The sequence below is a fragment of the Mycobacterium sp. OAS707 genome (assembly GCF_014873705.1).
Lineage (GTDB): Bacteria > Actinomycetota > Actinomycetes > Mycobacteriales > Mycobacteriaceae > Mycobacterium.
Window position 1 is genome coordinate 548840 of sequence record NZ_JADBDS010000004.1, and the last position, 16886, is coordinate 565725.

Sequence of the window (16886 nt, forward strand, 5' to 3'; positions counted from 1 at the left end):
GGTCAGCCGCGGGCAATCAGGTACGACGAAGCCGCCAATGCGTCGCCGGTGACATAGCTGACACCGGACTCGCCAACACCAATGCCCGATCGACCGAGTTCCTCGACGCCCTGCGCCGCGACCGCCTGCTGTGCGGTGGCGTGCGCGTTGAATCCCAGTGCAGTGGACAGTGATACGGCATCGGCGGCTGGCGGGATAACGGCAGTCACCAGAGGCGCCGCGGCAGTGTGCGCGGCGGCCAGCCGAGCGGTCAGCGCCTCGACGGCCGCGCCGGCGGCGGTCAGGCCCTCGGGTACCACACGCAGGGTCATCAGCTGTATTCCTTTCCATGCGAGGCATGCTCGGCCACAAGTGGGTTGACGAGTTGAACGAAGATTGGAGTCTCTGTGTCGGTGAGTAGGACGCCGCGCCCCGCGGGCAGGCGGCTGAACCGGTGCCCGCGAATCTTGCCGCTGTCGTGCGGGTTACCCGACAGCATGATTGTCGTGGCCTGCAGATCGTTGAGCCGACGCAGCAGTGGCGCAGTCATCACCGCATGCGCCGAACCGGCGGCACGCGCGGTGACGATGACCCGCAAACCGAGATCGGTCGCCTGGGACAGCAGCCCGATCAGCGTCGTCCACGGGCGCTGCCCTGCGTACGGACCCGTCACGGCGGGCGTGTCGGGAATCTGGTCCACATCGTCGATGATCAGGTAATGGGTATGACCCTGATACGTCCAGCCGCTGAGTTCGGCGGCGCTCAATCCGCCGGGCGGACGGCGCTTTTCGAGCAGTGCCGACAGCCCGAGCATGGCAGGCAGAATCCGGTCGATGTTGGGCGTGTACTCGTTGTCGGCGAACAGCGGCTCGTCGACGAGCTGCAGCCGCCGGTCGATCACCGTGAACGCGACGTCATCCGGCCGTGAGTTCTCGCGGACAGTGCGGATCAGGTGCCGCAGCAGCGTCGTCTTACCTGACTTTGCATCGCCGAACACCATCAACAACGGGTTGTCGGCGAAGTCGACGGCGACCGGGGTCAGGTCTTCCTCGCGTTGACCGATGACCACGCGGTCACGTGCCGGATAGAGCGGCGCCACGGTCGCAGGTGCCAGGTTGGCGGGAAGCAGCCTGACCGGGGGTGCCGTGACGTCCGGATATTCGGCGTTGATGGCCGCGATGGACTCCAGCGCGGGGCGGGCGAACAGGAAGTGCTCGGCGGCCATGGTCAGGCCGCGTCCTGGCTGGTCGGCAGGCACGGCTTCAGCGGGCCTGCGCAGCGCGCCCGGCACGCGCACATTGCTGTCCTGTACGTCGTTCAGCCGCAGCTCGAGCCGCAGCCCGAGCCCGTCACGCATGGCCAGCGGCACTTCGATCCAGTTCGGTGTCGTGATCACCGCGTGGATGCCGTAGGACATTCCGGTGTTGACCAGTTCGGTGACCTTGGCCAGCAATGGGTTTCGGGTATTGAAGGCGTCGGAGTTGTCGCGGCTGAATGCGTAGAGGTTGTCGATGAGCAGGAACACCTCGCCGTAGCCGTCGTCGCGATCGTCCGCCCCGCGCGCCTGCCGCGAGCGCAACAGCTGCTCGAGTTCGGCGAACGTACGTCGAATGCGTTCCGGCTCGAGCGGCGAGGCCACACTGCCGACATGCGCGAGATCCTTCAGCGGTGCAAGCTGACCGCCGCCGTAGTCCAGGCCGTAGAACGTGACGTCCCGCGGGGAATGCAGCGCCGCGGCGGACAAGACGAAGGTCTGCAGCGCAGTCGATTTTCCGGACTTGGGCCCGCCGTGGATGACCAGGTTGGCACCCGCCGACGTGGCGTCGAACACCAAAGGGTCGCGACGCATCTCGAAGGGCTTGTCGATCTCACCGAGCGGCCACCGCCACTGTCGAGGGGCAACCCCCGAGCGGTGCACCACGTCGGCGAGGGCGATCGGCTCGTCCAGCGGCTCCAGCCACAGCGGCGGAGCCTTGGGACCGTATTGCGCCAACTGCTCGCCGATGGTGGCGATCAGCTTGCGCGGGGGAAGCACGTCGACGTCCGGATCGTTGAGGATCACCGTGTCGGGCTCAGGTTCGACGCGACCGGCGGTGAACAGCTGCGGACGTGGAACAGCGTGAACGACAACAGATTTGTCCGCTCGCGGCGGTTCGTAGATGCCGTCGACATATGTGCTGCGGAATTTGATCGGCACCGCCCCCGGCGCGGGCACCAGGAATCCGATGCCTTTGTGATCGCGGCCCGACTCGATGTGATAGGCGTCCTCGACGCCGATGACCTGCCGGGAGATGCTGGGACTGGCTACCTTCAAGCCGATCCGATAGGACGTGTTCTTGTCGATGTCCTTGATCCGGCCCACGTCCAGCGTCTGCGAGGCGAACAAGATGTGGATGCGGAATGAGCGTCCCTTGCGGGCAACGTAATCGAACAGATCGGCGTACTCGGGATGGTCGGCGAGCATCAGCGTGAACTCGTCGGCCACCACGAACAGCGTCGGCAGCGGCGGCAGTTCGTGGCCCGCGGCGATCGCATTCTCGTACTCGGTCACCGAGTTGAACGCGCTGCCCTGTACACGTCGGCCCGCCTCGCGCAACAGTTGTTCGCGACGAGCCACCTCGCCACGCAGCGTGTCGGCGAACCTGTCGGCCAATGACCGCTTCTCGGCCATGTTCGAGATGACCGCGACCACCTGCGGGAAGTTGCGGAAGATGTCGGCGCCCGCCTCACCCTTGAAGTCGGCGTAGATGACGATCAACCGGTCGGCGGGATGAGTGGTCAACAGCGCCAACAGAATCGACATCAGCGTCTGCGACTTGCCCGAGCCGGTCATGCCGATCATCAAGCCGTGCGGCCCCATCCCGCCTTCGGCCTCGTCCTTGAGGTCGAAGTAGAGCGGCTCGCCGGTGGCGGTGACCCCGATCGGGACTCGGAGTTCGTCATCGCGGTGGCGTGGCGCCCACAGCGTGGCGACGTCGAGCGCCGAGGCGTCAGGGATGTCGAGCAGCGTGCTGAAGGTGGTCCCGCCGATGCTGGTGGCACGCGAATGGTTCGGGTTGGATTCCCACCGCGACAGCCGCCGTGCCAGGTGGCGGGCGTCACCGGCACCAAGATGGTCTGCGCTGTCGATGAATTCATGCCAGTCGCCGCTGTGCCAGCGCTGAATCGAACCGCCGGCTATTTGCAGGATCGGCCGCTCGGGGTCGGAATATTGTTCTCGGTGCGGAGGGTTCGCCGAACGGTGGATGACGGTGACGCCTGCAGAAAGCAGTGGCCGCGGGTCCGCGTCGAGATCGTCGAGCACCACCAGCCAGTGCTTCGCCGAGCTGTCAGGCAGCTGCAACTCGGACGCATCGGTGTGCAGGTGGCGAGCGGGCCCGACCCCGTCGGCCTCGCCGGGTATGTCGACGTGTGGCAGCCATTTCAGCCAGGACCAGTCGTCGCTTTCCAGATCCGGTCCGCTGAAAGCGATTCCCAATATGGTGGGGTCGTGCCAGGTGGCGGCCTGTGCGATCCATGCCCGCAGCACACCGCGCACCTCATCGTCGTCGCCGAGCACCGTGATCCGCGAGAGCTTGGTCAAGTCAATCCCCGCCGGTGCGTCGTGGAGCGTGCGTTGAGTGTCGAGCAGACCCCGCAAAGTCGTGTGCGAGACGGGTTCGAGGTCGATCTCGTCGGCGGAGTCTTTCACGCGCAGCGTGGTGTCGAGCGGTACGTCGTGCAGCCCGGCGCGAAGCACGAGAAAGTCGTCGTCGTGTGGGTCGCGCTCCCATTGCCTGCGAGTACCGGGGACCGCGATGAGCGCTGATGGCGCGGGATGCGACCACACCAACCGGGCGCGCTGATCGGCTGCGTGCGCACGCACGTTGTCGCGGATCACCGAAAGGTAGCGCAGGTAATCGGCGCGTTCGGCGTCCACCTCTTCTGTTCGCATCTTGTTGTCTGAGCCGCGGTACAGCGCGGTGGCGGCGAGCAGCAAGACGAACGGGAAGAACAACGTCTGCGGCGAGATCAGCCGCATACCGGTGGCGACCAGGGCCACGATCATTCCGACGATCAGCAGCACGATGAGGTAGGGCAGCACGCGGCGCAGCAGCGACGGCGGCACCTGCCGCGGTAGTTCCGGCGGCGGCTCGATGGTGATGGTGCCGGTGCGGGTGGCCGGTGGGGCCAGCCGGCGGTGAGTCTCGAAGATCAACCTGCTCATGGCGCTTGCCTTCCCACACCGTCGGGCGACAGTGCGTCGTGTGCCAACAACGCGTCGGCGCGTGACAGGGTCGGTCCCGCCGCGAACTGGGACAGCACCGACCACGCTATCGGCAAGGGCTGGGCCGTCAGGCCAAGCGACGCAGCGGTTTTCGAATCTTCGATGCCGTAGCGGACGCCGGTGTCGCTGACCCAGAACAGCGACGAGTTGCTGTCGACGAAATAGCCGGTGCCCGGCGAAAGCGAAACCCGGTTAGGGGAGCCGACGAGTTCCACGGTATGCAAGCCGTCGCGTACTGGCACAGCGGCGCCGGTCAGCAAGGTCAGCGAACTCACCTGCGCTCCTTCCGGTTTCGCCCATTGCGCGCACGTGATCGGGTCCTTGGCCATGTCGACGAGCGTCACCCTCTCCGACGGATATGCATCGGTATCGATTCCGCGGGCCACCGGCATCCGCGCGATCTCGTCAGCCCCGAGACGTGGTGGCTGTTCCAGACCGAAGGAGTTCGTATTGCGCAGAATCCCGGCAAGCACCTCGGAAATCGGTTGCAGCCCGTCACTCAGCACCGCGTAATACCGGATGGTGTTGTCGGCTTCATATGCGACGACGACCGCGCCAACCGGGACAGGAGCAGACAGCGGGAAGCGAGGCGCTCCGCCTGCGCCGGCAATGGCAGGCGCGGTCAGTGCGGGACCCTCGGGGATTGCGTTGAACAGCCCGACGGGGATCGGCCGCGGCGCCGCAATGTCGGTACCGAGGCCCAGCGCATCGGTCACTGTACGGTCGGCGAGGTCCAGCGCGCTGCGTCTGCCGTCCCACAGCAGCCAGGTGCGCCCCTCGTTCGATGCGAGGACCGCGTGCAGCGGTTTCAGTTCAGAAGCGCGTTCACCGCCGGTTCCCAGCGATCCGGCGATCACCGTGACCCCCGGATCCGCATCGCCGCACACTGTCCACAGCGCATCGCGAGATGGGTTCTGCACCAACCGTTCCGGAGCACCCGGGATGCCGAGGAGGTTTCCGCGGGGGAACTTGTCGAGCTCGGCGCTCTTGACGGTTGTCGGGTTGTCCGCCCGCCCGACGATCAGCCGTGCAGAAGCGAGGTTCAGTACCGGGTGAAGCTGGTCGCCGAACTTGACATACAGCGCCGCGGTGGACCGGTCGGCCAGCACCACATCGTTGCCTGCCACACCCGAGGGGCGGATCAGCGAGAAGATGAAGCAACCGGCGAGGCCGGTGATCAACACCAGCGCGCCGACGAGCACGGCACGGGTCTGCGTGCGTAACGGGTCGACCAGCATTCGGGTGTCATGCAGTGCGACACCAGAGGCGATGCGGCGCATGACGAATCGCCAGCCCGACACTTGATGCCGCGTGACGAAACCGCGGCGATGCACCACGCGGTCGGCGTTCTCGTTGACCGGAGTGCGCGACGTGAACTCCCGGCGGTCGCGCCCGCTCACCCTGGCACCGGCAGGCCGAGCCCGCGCAGCAGCGGAGCAGCAGAGGAGTTGACGTCTTCTGCAGTGATGGTCATCAGTTCGTCGTCGGTGAACTCTTGCGCGTCGGAATGGTCGAGTCGGTACTCGCGCTCCTCCTCCGACCGCTCGACGAGGTTGCGGACGAACCGGCCGTTGCCTGCGATGTCGAGGCTGCGGCGCGCGACTCCCGCGGCGTCCGGCGTCGTCGTATCGGCGAGGTGACCGAACAGCGCCTCCATGTCGGCGAGCGCTGCTTCTTCGAATACGCTGTCGCGCTTCTCGGCCATCCGCATCGCGATTTCGACGAGTTCAGCTGCTGAGTAGGAAGGAAAGTCGATACTGCGGGTGAACCGTGAGCGCAGACCCTCGTTGGTATCCAGGAAGTGGTCGAGGTCTTTGCGGTAGCCGGCGACGATGACCACCAGGCGGTCGCGGTCGTTCTCCATGCGGGCCAGCAGGGTGTCGATGGCCACCAGCCCGAAGTCGTTCTTGGCGCCGGTGGACACCAGCGCGTAAGCCTCGTCGAGGAACAGCACTCCGTCCAGCGCGCTGTCGATGATCGCGTTGGTCTTGGCCTCGGTTTCGCCGATGTGCTGACCGATGAGGTCGGCGCGGTGCACCTCGCGCACGGTTTCCTTCTTCAAAAGCCCTAGCCCGCAGTAGATTTTGGCGACGACACGCGCGATCGTGGTCTTACCGGTCCCGGGCGGCCCCGCGAACACCAGGTGGTTGGTGCGCTGCGCGACGGTAAGGCCGCGCTCCTGGCGCCGAAGTGCCATGGCCACTGAGCTTTTCAGCCGCGCCACCTGATACTTGACTTCCTCGAGGCCGATGAACTCGGCGAGTTCGGCTTCCGCCTCGATCAGCAGGTGCGCCTTGCGTTCCTTGGCTCCCGGGTCGACGAAGTCGGCTTCGTCGGGTTCTGAATCCGGGTCCCACGGGTCGGTGCGGGCGTCGATGCGCGCAGCGGTGGTGGTCCTCATCCCGAACGACGAATCCGACAGGGCCTCTTCGATGTTCGCGTTGTCTGGATGGGCCGCGTACAGGTCCTGCAACAGGTCGTTGGCCTCGTCGTCCTCACCCTGAGCGCGTAGCGAGAGCGCCTTGGCGAGCGCCCCGTCAACGGCGGCGACCGCGACAGGCCCTTCGGGCTCCTCGAGATACGACAGTGCGGGAGCGAACATGCCCAGCCGGGCCAGTGCGATGCCGAGTGTCACCCGGGCGGCGTGGCTGAAGACGTCGTCCAGTGACGGATCGTTGACCACCGTGGTAAGCAGTCGCACGACGTCCGACCACCGCTCGGCGCGGTAAAAGATGGCCACGCGCTGCCACGTCGCGTCCAGCCAGCCGGGTCGGCGTTCGAGCACCTCGGTGACCAGCCGGTCGGCATCGGCATAGTTGCCTGCGTTGGAAAGAGTTGCTGCAAAGGCCAATTGGAAGTCGTCAGGATCGGATGCGCGCAGCTGGAGGTAGAGACCGGTGTCGTAGGGGAACCCGAGGGCACGCGGCGCCAGACCGGCTTGCCGCTGAAGCAGTCCTGCAGTCGCCGACGTGCGCCAGACGGACTCGACGACATGGGTGTCCGCCTCACCCGCTGCGGCCAGGCCAGTCCACGCATCGCACTGGTCGTGCGCGATGTGGGTCAGCGCCGCGAAGCCGGATCGGGCGGCGGGCAGGTCGGGTGGACGCTGCCGGCCGTGAACGGACAGGCCGAGTGCGCGACAACAGGTGGCGAACCGGCTGATCAGGTCGCGATCGACCCGGGTCAAGGCATGCGGAGCCGCCAGAGTGTCACTACCCACGACGTCTCCTTACTTAGCCTTGCCTTAGCTAACTCGGGTGAAGTTAGCATTGCATAAGCTAAGTGTCGAGACGTACCTACGTCGTGGCGCGCGCTTCGCGTCCTCCTGGAAGCATCAGAACCGCCAGCAGCCACCCCACCAACCCGGCGACAATCGGTGCGCCCGTCCACATTTCGATGACCGCGGGCGTATGACCCACGGTGATCGACGCGACCGCGATGTAGAGCCCCCAGGTGACGAATGCAGTTCCCGCACCGAACAGCCAATACCCGCCAGGCCGGTCGGCGGCGGGACGCAACCAGCGCGCAAACAGATCGGCCAGCAGACCTGCGGCAACGAGCGTCAGCAGAGTGCCAGGGTTGCGCGCCTCGGTCTCGGCTCCCGCGAGTCCGATGGCGGGCAGCCACACCGCGGTCACCGTCCAGAACGGGATCCGCCAGCGCCGGGCGAGGAACAGCACCGGCGCCAGCAGCACGACGTTGGAGATGATCAGCCTGGCCGCGAGCACCGACGCAGCCTGCTGAGCGCCCGAGAATCCGTTGACGATCCAGTCGGCGCGGTACTTCAGCGCATCTCCGTAGCCCAGGAACAAGAAAACCTGCGCGACGGCCATGCCAGTGCTCAGCGCCGCAGGCCAGAACTGCCGAAACGACGGCGCTGCAGGCAGATCAGGATCCGACCACATGGCCCGCAAGGGCGACGTCACGATGATCACCATCGAAGCGCCGAGGCCGAGGTGGCTCGGGCTGAACAGAATGTTGATGGTCGTTTCGATGCCCCAGACGGTGTGCCATACACCGTCGGCGATACCGGAAACCCCGAACACTGCCAACGCGACGACGGTCCATCCGTAGCCGACCGGAATCACGCCGACGCCCGATCTGCCCTGCCGAACGTTTCGCACGATCATCAGGAGCACCCATGCGGCGGTTGCGGTGAAACCGCTGTAGAAGACGGCGTGCCACGGTGTGAAGAAAGTTTCGAGATTCGTCAGATTCGAGTGCGCCCAGGCATCGAGGATCAGACCGGCCAGAAGCCAGCCGGACAACAGACACATCACGATGTTGTCGCGCCGTGACGCCCGTGGGCGCAATCGCCCGCCCACCTGTTTCGTCAGATCGAGATCGGTCACCCTCGCAGTCTCGTCTGGCTCAGTCTTTGATCGCGCTGACCAGGCTGATGTTGCCGGTCATCACGCCCGCCTCGGAGTCAGGGGCCGGCACCGGTCGGCCGAAGGCGCGCAGCTGATACGGCAACGGCGTGGAGACGGCCCACCAGCCGCGGCTACCGAACCACTCGTGCGCGGGCGCGTGCTGCTCGTTGTAGACGAGGTTGAAGAACGTGTCCTCGTCGCCCGCGGCGCGTTCTTCTTCGCGCTTCGCCTGAAAAACCTCGGCGTCCAGCGGCACCGCCTCCTCCACCGCGAGGTGGCTGCCCGCTGCGGCCAGCGAGTCGATGCCCGCGAACAGCTGGTGCTGCGCGGTGGCGGGCAGGTAGATCAACAGGCCCTCGGCGATCCAAGCCGACGGCGTGGATGGGTCAAATCCGTTGTCGCGCAGGGCTCGCGGCCAGTCATGGCGCAGATCGACCGCGACCTCTTTAAGCTGCGCTGTCGGCGCATCACCGTGTGCCGCCAGCACCTCGCGCTTGAACTCGAGCACCCGCGGTTGATCCAGCTCGAACACCACCGTTCCGGCGGGCCAAGACAGCCGATACCCACGGGAGTCGAGGCCGGCGGCCAACAGCACGATCTGGCGAACCCCTGCAGCGGCGGCGGCCTCGAAGTAGGTGTCGAAGTAGCGGGTCCGCACGCCCTGGAAGTTGACGAAGTGCTCGCCGAACTCGGTCTTCAGCGGGTGCTCGAGAGCACCGCCGTCCAACAGGTCGGCCCACTCGCCGCCGACGGCCCGGCAGAACACCTCGGCATACGGGTCCACCGCCGCGGGGTTGGGCTTCTGCGCCTCCAAAGCCCGCGCCGCTGCGACGAACAACGCCGTCGAGCCGACACTGCTCTGGATGTCCCAACTGTCATTTTCGGTACGCACGTACCCGGTTATACCCGCGCATCCTGACATCGCGACCAGACTGGATGTGTGGCAGAACCGTGGAACGTCAACATCCACTACGACGGCAAACTCGAAAAGTGCGTACCTGCGCACGCTTCGTCGGCGCTCGAAGTTGGCTGTGGCGACGGCTTTTTGGCCGCTCGGCTCTCGCAATGGGTCCCACACGTCGTCGCTGTGGACGTCGATGAGCCGGTGCTGCGACGCGCCAGGCAACGTTTCCCCGACGCGCCCGTGACGTGGCGGCACGGCGACGTCCTTGCCCTCGCCGATGAGCTGGGCGAGTTCGACGCCGTCGTGTCCAACGCGATGCTGCATCACGTTGCCGACACCCGCGCGGCGCTGGCGTGCCTGCGCGGACTGGTCAAGCAGGGCGGCACACTGGCCGTGGTCACCTTCGCCAGGCCGGGGTGGCGCCACTTGCCATGGGCGCTGGCCACACTGGTGATCCGCGGCGTGGCGATCCGGGTGCGTGGCAAATGGGAGCACTCCGCGCCGACGGTGTGGCCGCCGCATGACACCGTCGCAGAGTTGCGCCGTCACGTCTTCGCAGAACTACCCGGCGCCCAGGTATCGCTACTTGCACTGGGCCGCGTGTTCGTGAAGTGGCAGGCGCCCTAGACGAGCGGGCGTCCGGTCCGGATCCGCCAGTCGAGATCCTTCAGCAAGACGTTGAACGGAAACTTGCGGATGAAGCTCGGCATCAGGTGGTTGGCGAAGCGAAGGACGCCGATGATGCGATCGAAGCGGCGTTGCTTTGCAGCGTTCCACTCCAGCTGCATCTCGTCGCGGAAGCGTTGCGGCAGAAAGCCCGTCGTGATCAGCAGACCGAAGTCGTCCAGTGCACGCTGTACCCGCGTCGGCAGCGTGACGCCGCGGACCCGCCCCGCCGCGATCGGCCATAGGTATTCGCGCACCGCGTCGTCGATGTGCACCTGCTCCAGCGACTCGCGCCAGTACCGGTCGAATGCGGCGCGGTCCTTGGGCCACATGTCTTCTGGCACCTGCAACGTGGTACCGAGCGGCAACCCCTCGCGATAATGGCGCTCGGCGGTCTCCTCGTCCATCTCGCCGACGAACAACCGATAGATGTCGACCGCGCCCTTGTACAGGCAGGCACCCACCCACAGCTGGAGGTCCTTGTCGAAGGCGTGGTATTTGACCGGACTTTCGTCGGTCGAATAGACCTGTGCGTGCGCCCGGTTCACCGCGCGCCGGAAGGCCGCCTTCTGCTCGGGCGACCCGTTGAGTGCAACCGCAAGATAGGTGAACGTCGTGCGCGCGCGCTTGATCGGGTGCAAGTCGACGCGACCGCTCTCCACACGGCTCTCCATCACGCCGTAGCCGACGCCGGGGCGCGCGAGTTGCATGATCACGTTGGCAGGCCCGGCCAGCAGCGCCACTCCCATCAGCCCGTCGTCCAGGCTGGCGCCGCGGCGGCGCGGTTTCGGTACGGCCAGCGCGGCTTCGCTCACTGGCCGCTCGACATGGTGTTGCACCGGCTCACTGATCGTCATTGACCCACCTAGAGACGCTGTAGACAAATGTGAGAACATCTGTTTCCAGATATATTGCTCCCCCGACCTCGGCGGTGTCAAGATGGATCCGATGGCTCAAGTGCGGCCCTACCGCGGCGTCGAAGCGGCTGACCGGGTTGCCGAGCGCCGCCGACGCTTCCTGGAAGCCGGTCTGGACATCCTCGGCTCTGACACCGACTTGTCAGAGCTGACGGTCCGCGGCGTCTGCGGTCGCGCGGGCGTGGCATTGCGCTATTTCTACGAGAGCTTCACCGACAAGGACGACCTGATCGCGGCGGTGTTCGACTGGGTGATCGCCGATATCGCGGCGACGACGCAAGCCGCCGTCGCGTCCGCGCCGCTGGCCGAACAGAGCCGGGCAGGCATGGCCAACATCGTGCGGGCGATCGCCGCTGACAGCCGGGTCGGTCGTCTGGTGTTCAGCTCGCAGCTGTCCAATCCCGTGGTGGCGCGCAAGCGCACTGAGTCGTTCGCGTTGATGGCGCTGCTGACGTTCCAGCATGCCGGTACCCTCGGCGCGCAGCACACTGACCGCGTCAAGGCCGCTTCGCATTTCGTGGTCGGCGGCGTGGCACAGATGGTCACGGCGTGGATGGAGGGCGACATCGCCCTCACCAATGACCAGCTCGTCGACCAGCTGGCCGCGATGATCGACGGCCTGGCAGTGCCAGATCTCTACCAGTCCTGACCAAGACGTTTACCGCACAACGCTTCCCGTTGTCGCGGAGAAAGACGGCTGCACAACTCGCGCAGCGCGGCATCGGGCAGCATCAGCTGGGAGTAGGTCAGATGCGGGCTTCTGCTGCAGTACGCGAAGGTGACCGAGTAGCGCTCGGACTCAACCGGGGAGACGACGCGGTGCAGCACCTGACCCGTATCGACGTAGATGGTCGTCATCCTTGGACCGGTCACCTGCCTGCGCATGACCACGGGTACCTCCCGACGAACCGCCTCGTCCAGGTGCACAGCACGGAAGGGGCGACCTCGCTTGCCCAAAAAGGCTTTCGAGGTCGCGAGGTCGAGGTATTCGAAGGGTGCTGACGTCTTGTCGACGTCGCTGAGATAGACGATGACCTTGAGGATCCTGCGATCTTCATGATCGAGATGCCACCGGCGAACGGCCGCGTGACTATGTCCGGCGGCAGGGTTCACGATCTCGCGCTTGACTTCGACGCCGAGGTACCGCGGAGGCAGCCCGATGTGACACTCAGCCAGGTCGAGGAGATCCTCGGACAACCCCCACAGGAATAGCTCAGGGTCCCATGCCAATTCGCGAGATGTCGTCTTCGCACATGGTTCGTTGGTCTGCTTGGAGCGCAGCAAGCATACGAAGCGACTTGCCGATTCAAGCGTTGCGGGCGGTAGCGCCAGAGTACGGATGGCGACCCCGGCGCCACGGAGGTCGGCAAGGACACCACTGTGCTGTGGCGACACCGACGGCAGGTTGTCGGCATGACGAGAACGGAGAGCGTCATAGCGGTCGTCGCCCCGTGACCACGGGGACGACAACACGCGCTGAGCGAAGAATGCCCGCCGCCTGACACCCTGGTAGCCCTGCTGCAGCATCTCCCGAACAGCTCGGCGTGGAGGCGGCGACCCCAGGGCGCCGGACGACTCGATTGCCTCAGTGCAGCCCGCCGCCACTCGCCCACGCAGCGAGGTACCGCGGACCATCGATGTTCGAGTGATAGTGTGCTGGTCATCACACAGCACACTATTATTGGCCAGCTCCCGATGAGGTTCAGCTCCGCGTTCGGACGTATCAATACTGTTCAAATGTAATCAGCGTGCGCCGACCTCCGAAAGTCGTCAACCTTTGCCAAGTTTCTAGCAAAGGTCAACAGATTTGCTATTAGTTCTCTGGTCAGCGCAGAGGCCCGCCCTCATGGCAGCAACGGGATTCGCCACAGCGGCATCCCGGGATCGAGCACGTACAGCCGGGTGGCAGTCAGTCGAAGGATGCGTAGCGCCCCGGTGATCAGCACTGCCGCCAGCGGCAACTCCCCGGCCACGGCTGTCAACACCGACAGCCACCGATCGGCGGGAGCTGCTGTCATCAGGTCGAACCACGCGTCGCAGATCAACAGGATGCCGGTGGTGAATGCGGTCAGCACGAGCAGCTGTCGACGTAGCAGGCCTAGCACGGCCGTCGCGGCCAGGAACAACAGGATCAGCGCGTCGAAGCCCACCCACGTCGTGAGCCAGTTGTACGCGATGTACTTGTCCGGCAACGTGATTGCCAAGTAACCGATCCACGGCGTCAGCCCGATGACCGCGCCGAACATCACCACCAGGCGCACCCGCCGTAACCTCGCGAGCTCCGAGGCGGGCAGGAGCTCACCGAGCGGGCGTTCCAGCCGGCTGATCAGCTCGCGGCGTTCGGCCGCCGACATCGCGGCGATCTGGGCGTCAGACAGCGCGCCGTCAGGCATAGCGCCGGTTAGTGCCCGACGGGCACTCGAGGCCGGCGATACGCTGCGGTCTTCGGCGCCGTCTGGGTGTCGTTGTCGGTGAATTCCTTGGTCCAGCAGGCGAACTCGAGCGTGATGCCATCCGGGTCGAGGAAATAGAACGATCGCACGTATACGCCGGGGTGCACGGTCGCCGACACCTGCGCTTCGCTCTCGTCGTGGTTGAGCACCGGACCGACGCGCACGCCCTTGTCCTTCAGTCGCCGCCGGTACTCATCGAACTTCTCCGCAGGCACATGGAACGCAAGATGGTTCATCGTGCTGACGGCGCTGACGATATCGCCGATCCCCGGAATCGCTTCGGGCGACGAAACGCCCGGCACGCGATCGGGCGCATCGGCGAACCAGAAGAACGCCACGCAGTCGCCATTGCCCGCATCGAAGAAGAAGTGCTGTCCCATGCCTCCTGGCAGATCCAAGGACTTGATCAACGGCATACCAAGGACATTGCTGTAGAAGTCGACGGTGCGCTCCATGTCAGAGCAGACCAGCGCCACATGGTTGATGCCGCCGAGTTCGAATTCGGAATTGGGATTGTTTGGCTTGATCACGTCGCTGCTCCTCTAGCCAAGCTCGAAATCTGAATCTAACATCAGATTCAGTTTCGATCAACGGCCGAGGAGCCCAGTGACCGTCAGTCCCCGCGAACAATTGCCGACGCTGCGCGGCAGGCAGACGCAGGCCGCGATCGACGCGGCGGCGCGGGCGGTGATCGCGCGCAAGGGCATTCTGGCCACGACGATTTCGGACATCGCCGCCGAAGCGGGTAAGTCCACGGCCTCGTTCTACAACTACTACGACTCCAAGGAGGCGATGGTCCGCGAGTGGGCCGTCCGGTTCCGCGACGAGGCAAGAGAACGATCGCGCGCAGCGGCCGATCCCGGGTTGACCAACTGGGAGCGCTCGTATGAGGCCGCGGCCGCGCACTGGAACACCTACCGCAACCGGTTGGCCGAGATCATCAGCGTCTCGCAACTCGCCATGGTCAGCGACGACTTCGCCGGGTATTGGGCTGACATCTGCGCGCTACCAATTGAATTGATCACCCACATGGTGAAGCAGGCGCAGCGGCAGGGCTTCTGCGCACGAGAGGATGACCCGCATCTGATGGCGGTGGCGATGGTCTCGATGCTCAACCAGTTCTGCTACACGCAACTGTCCGGCAGGACGGCAACGGCAACCGTCGACGACACCGCGTGCGTCACCACGCTGGCCAACTTTTTCTACCGGACCATCTATCACAAGGAGGCCGGCCTGACATGACGAAAACCTCGACGTCGAGCGGAACACCGGGCGTCACAAGAGAATTCGTCGGAATGGACTCGCCGACGGCGCGACGCGCCGGCTCGGGAGGGCATCCGTGTCAGGGGCTGTACCACCGCGGCGTCGGGCGCAAGCCGAAGGTCGCCATGATCGCCACGCACTACCAGATCGATTTCTCCGAGCATTACCTCGCCGACTACATGGCCACCCGGGGCATCGGATTCCTCGGGTGGAATACCCGCTACCGCGGATATGAGAGCAGCTTTCTGCTCGACCACGCCTTGGTCGACATCGGCGTCGGCGTGCGCTGGCTGCGCGAGGTTCAAGGCGTCGAAACCATTATCCTGCTCGGCAATTCCGGCGGTGGCTCGTTGATGGCCGCCTATCAGGCCCAGGCCGTCGACGCACATGTCACGCCGTTGCCGGGCATGCGGCCCGCTGCCGGGCTCACCGACCTGCCTCCCGCCGACGGCTACGTGGCCAGCGCCGCGCACCCCGGCCGCCCCGACGTGCTGACCGCCTGGATGGATGCCTCGGTGGTCGACGAAAACGATGCCCTGGCAAGCGATCCCGCCCTGGACCTGTTCAACAACGCCAACGGCCCCCCGTACTCGAAGGATTTCATCGAGCGCTACCGCTCGGCGCAGGTCGCCCGCAACCACGCGATCACCGACTGGGCTGAAAGCGAACTCAAACGAGTGCACGCCGCGGGCTTTTCCGATCGCCCGTTCACCGTGCTCCGGACGTGGGCGGACCCGCGGATGGTCGATCCGACGCTCGAACCGACGAAGCGCCCGGCCAACATGTGTTACGCGGGACCGCCGGTCAAGGCCAACCGGTCGGCGCACGGCATCGCCGCGGCGTGCACACTGCGCAACTGGCTGGGCATGTGGAGTCTTCGGCATGCCCAGACCCGCGCCGAACCGCACCTGGCGCGCGTCGACTGCCCGGCCCTGGTGATCAACGCCGAACAGGACACCGGGGTTTATCCCAGCGACGCGCAGCGCATCTACGACGCATTGGCCAGCAAGGACAAGTCCCGCACCTCGATCGACACCGATCACTACTTCACCACCCCCGGCGCGCGCAGCGAGAAGGCCGATACGATCGCCAAGTGGATCGCGAAGCGGTGGCGCTAAGGGTTCTCGCGCACTTCGTTCCCGGCGCCAAGGTCACCGAATTCCTTGCCCCAGAATCGGATTGGTTGGACATCCGGTACTGCGCCGAGGACGACGACGACACCTTCTATCGCGAGCTGACCGAGGCCGAGGTCATCTGGCACGTGCTGCGGCCGATCTCCGGCGCAGACCTCGAAAAGGCGGGCAACCTGAAGCTGGTGCACAAGATGGGCGCCGGGGTGAACACCATCGACGTCGAGACCGCGACGCGGTTGGGCATCGCGGTGGCGAACATGCCGGGTGCGAATGCGCCGTCGGTGGCTGAGGGCGCCGTGCTGCTGATGCTGGCCGCGCTGCGACGGCTGCCCGCACTAGACCGCGCAACCCGCGAGGGCAACGGCTGGCCGTCGGACCCGAGCCTCGGCGAAACAGTGCGTGACATCGGCGGCTGCACGGTCGGCCTGGTCGGCTACGGCAACATCGCGAAGACTGTCGAGAAATTCGTATCAGCGATGGGCGCCCATACGCTGCACACCAGCACCCGCGACGACGGCCACCCCGGTTGGCGCCCGCTGCCGGATCTGCTCGCCGAAAGCGACATCGTCTCGCTGCACCTACCGCTGACCGAGAAGACCTCCGGCCTGCTCGACCAGGCCGCCCTGGCCCTGATGAAACCCGACGCGGTGCTCGTCAACACCTCGCGCGGCGGCGTCGTCGACGAGGACGCTTTGATCGACGCGCTGCGCAGCGGCGCGCTGGCCGCGGCGGGTCTGGACGTCTTCGCCGTGGAACCGATACCCGCGGGCAATCCCCTGCCCACGCTGGACAACGTCGTGCTCACTCCACATGTCACCTGGTATACCGCCGACACGATGCGGCGCTATCTCGAACATGCGGTGGACAACTGCCGACGGATCAGGGACGGCCGGAAGATGGTCAACGTCATCAACGAGTAACCTGGCTCCCA

General features: G+C 65.6%; 15 protein-coding genes. 5 read left to right on the top strand and 10 right to left on the bottom strand.

Annotated elements, in window-relative coordinates; all coding sequences use genetic code 11:
- Window positions 1-2: 2 nt before the first annotated feature.
- The 6 genes from GGC64_RS27740 to GGC64_RS27765 form a co-directional block, all read right to left on the bottom strand.
- Entirely contained in the window at window positions 3-311 is a 309-nt protein-coding gene (locus tag GGC64_RS27740) for a PE family protein (protein ID WP_192725780.1), read from the bottom strand.
- Window positions 311-4186: a type VII secretion protein EccCa gene (gene eccCa, locus GGC64_RS27745; RefSeq protein ID WP_192725781.1), complete on the bottom strand. Its 3876-nt coding sequence runs from the start codon at window positions 4184-4186 to the stop codon at window positions 311-313. The genes GGC64_RS27740 and eccCa overlap by 1 nt, the downstream gene beginning before the upstream one ends.
- On the bottom strand, window positions 4183-5646 hold the full coding sequence (gene eccB / locus GGC64_RS27750) for a type VII secretion protein EccB (protein WP_192725782.1): 1464 nt from the start codon (window positions 5644-5646) through the stop codon (window positions 4183-4185). Before eccB ends, eccCa begins: the two co-directional genes overlap by 4 nt.
- Complete coding sequence (eccA, locus tag GGC64_RS27755) at window positions 5643-7466, bottom strand: type VII secretion AAA-ATPase EccA (RefSeq protein WP_370582366.1); 1824 nt, start codon at window positions 7464-7466, stop codon at window positions 5643-5645. Before eccA ends, eccB begins: the two co-directional genes overlap by 4 nt.
- Before the next feature lie 76 nt (window positions 7467-7542).
- A complete protein-coding gene (locus GGC64_RS27760) occupies window positions 7543-8598 on the bottom strand; it encodes a hypothetical protein (protein ID WP_192725783.1) in 1056 nt (351 codons plus the stop codon).
- Window positions 8599-8617: 19 nt separating this feature from the next.
- A complete protein-coding gene (locus GGC64_RS27765) occupies window positions 8618-9511 on the bottom strand; it encodes a class I SAM-dependent methyltransferase (RefSeq protein ID WP_192725784.1) in 894 nt (297 codons plus the stop codon).
- A gap of 48 nt (window positions 9512-9559) precedes the next feature.
- On the opposite strand from GGC64_RS27765, the gene GGC64_RS27770 reads away from it, so the two are divergent.
- Entirely contained in the window at window positions 9560-10150 is a 591-nt protein-coding gene (locus GGC64_RS27770; protein WP_192725785.1) for a class I SAM-dependent methyltransferase, read from the top strand.
- Here GGC64_RS27770 and GGC64_RS27775 read toward each other — a convergent pair.
- A complete protein-coding gene (locus GGC64_RS27775; protein ID WP_192725786.1) occupies window positions 10147-11046 on the bottom strand; it encodes an oxygenase MpaB family protein in 900 nt (299 codons plus the stop codon). The two genes, GGC64_RS27770 and GGC64_RS27775, sit on opposite strands and share 4 nt — an antisense overlap.
- 82 nt (window positions 11047-11128) lie before the next feature.
- Between GGC64_RS27775 and GGC64_RS27780 the strand changes: the two genes are divergently transcribed.
- Complete coding sequence (locus GGC64_RS27780; protein ID WP_192725787.1) at window positions 11129-11755, top strand: TetR/AcrR family transcriptional regulator; 627 nt, start codon at window positions 11129-11131, stop codon at window positions 11753-11755.
- Here GGC64_RS27780 and GGC64_RS27785 read toward each other — a convergent pair.
- The 3 genes from GGC64_RS27785 to GGC64_RS27795 form a co-directional block, all read right to left on the bottom strand.
- The gene (locus tag GGC64_RS27785) at window positions 11743-12390 is read right to left on the bottom strand and encodes a hypothetical protein (protein WP_192725788.1); all 648 of its coding nucleotides are present in this window, start codon (window positions 12388-12390) and stop codon (window positions 11743-11745) included. The two genes, GGC64_RS27780 and GGC64_RS27785, sit on opposite strands and share 13 nt — an antisense overlap.
- Window positions 12391-12950: 560 nt before the next feature.
- Complete coding sequence (locus GGC64_RS27790; RefSeq protein WP_192725789.1) at window positions 12951-13499, bottom strand: hypothetical protein; 549 nt, start codon at window positions 13497-13499, stop codon at window positions 12951-12953.
- Between the two features lie 8 nt (window positions 13500-13507).
- Window positions 13508-14089: a VOC family protein gene (locus GGC64_RS27795; protein WP_192725790.1), complete on the bottom strand. Its 582-nt coding sequence runs from the start codon at window positions 14087-14089 to the stop codon at window positions 13508-13510.
- Window positions 14090-14165: 76 nt separating this feature from the next.
- Here GGC64_RS27795 and GGC64_RS27800 point away from each other — a divergent pair, with 76 nt between their 5' ends.
- The 3 genes from GGC64_RS27800 to GGC64_RS27810 are packed head-to-tail and all read left to right on the top strand — an operon-like array spanning window position 14166 to window position 16875.
- The gene (locus GGC64_RS27800) at window positions 14166-14801 is read left to right on the top strand and encodes a TetR/AcrR family transcriptional regulator (RefSeq protein ID WP_192725791.1); all 636 of its coding nucleotides are present in this window, start codon (window positions 14166-14168) and stop codon (window positions 14799-14801) included.
- Window positions 14798-15940, top strand: coding sequence for an alpha/beta hydrolase (locus GGC64_RS27805; RefSeq protein WP_192725792.1), 1143 nt, complete (start codon window positions 14798-14800; stop codon window positions 15938-15940). The genes GGC64_RS27800 and GGC64_RS27805 overlap by 4 nt, the downstream gene beginning before the upstream one ends.
- Window positions 15916-16875 carry a 2-hydroxyacid dehydrogenase gene (locus tag GGC64_RS27810; RefSeq protein ID WP_192725793.1) on the top strand — a complete coding sequence of 320 codons (960 nt, stop codon included), beginning with the start codon at window positions 15916-15918 and terminating at the stop codon, window positions 16873-16875. The genes GGC64_RS27805 and GGC64_RS27810 overlap by 25 nt, the downstream gene beginning before the upstream one ends.
- Window positions 16876-16886 lie beyond the last annotated feature (11 nt).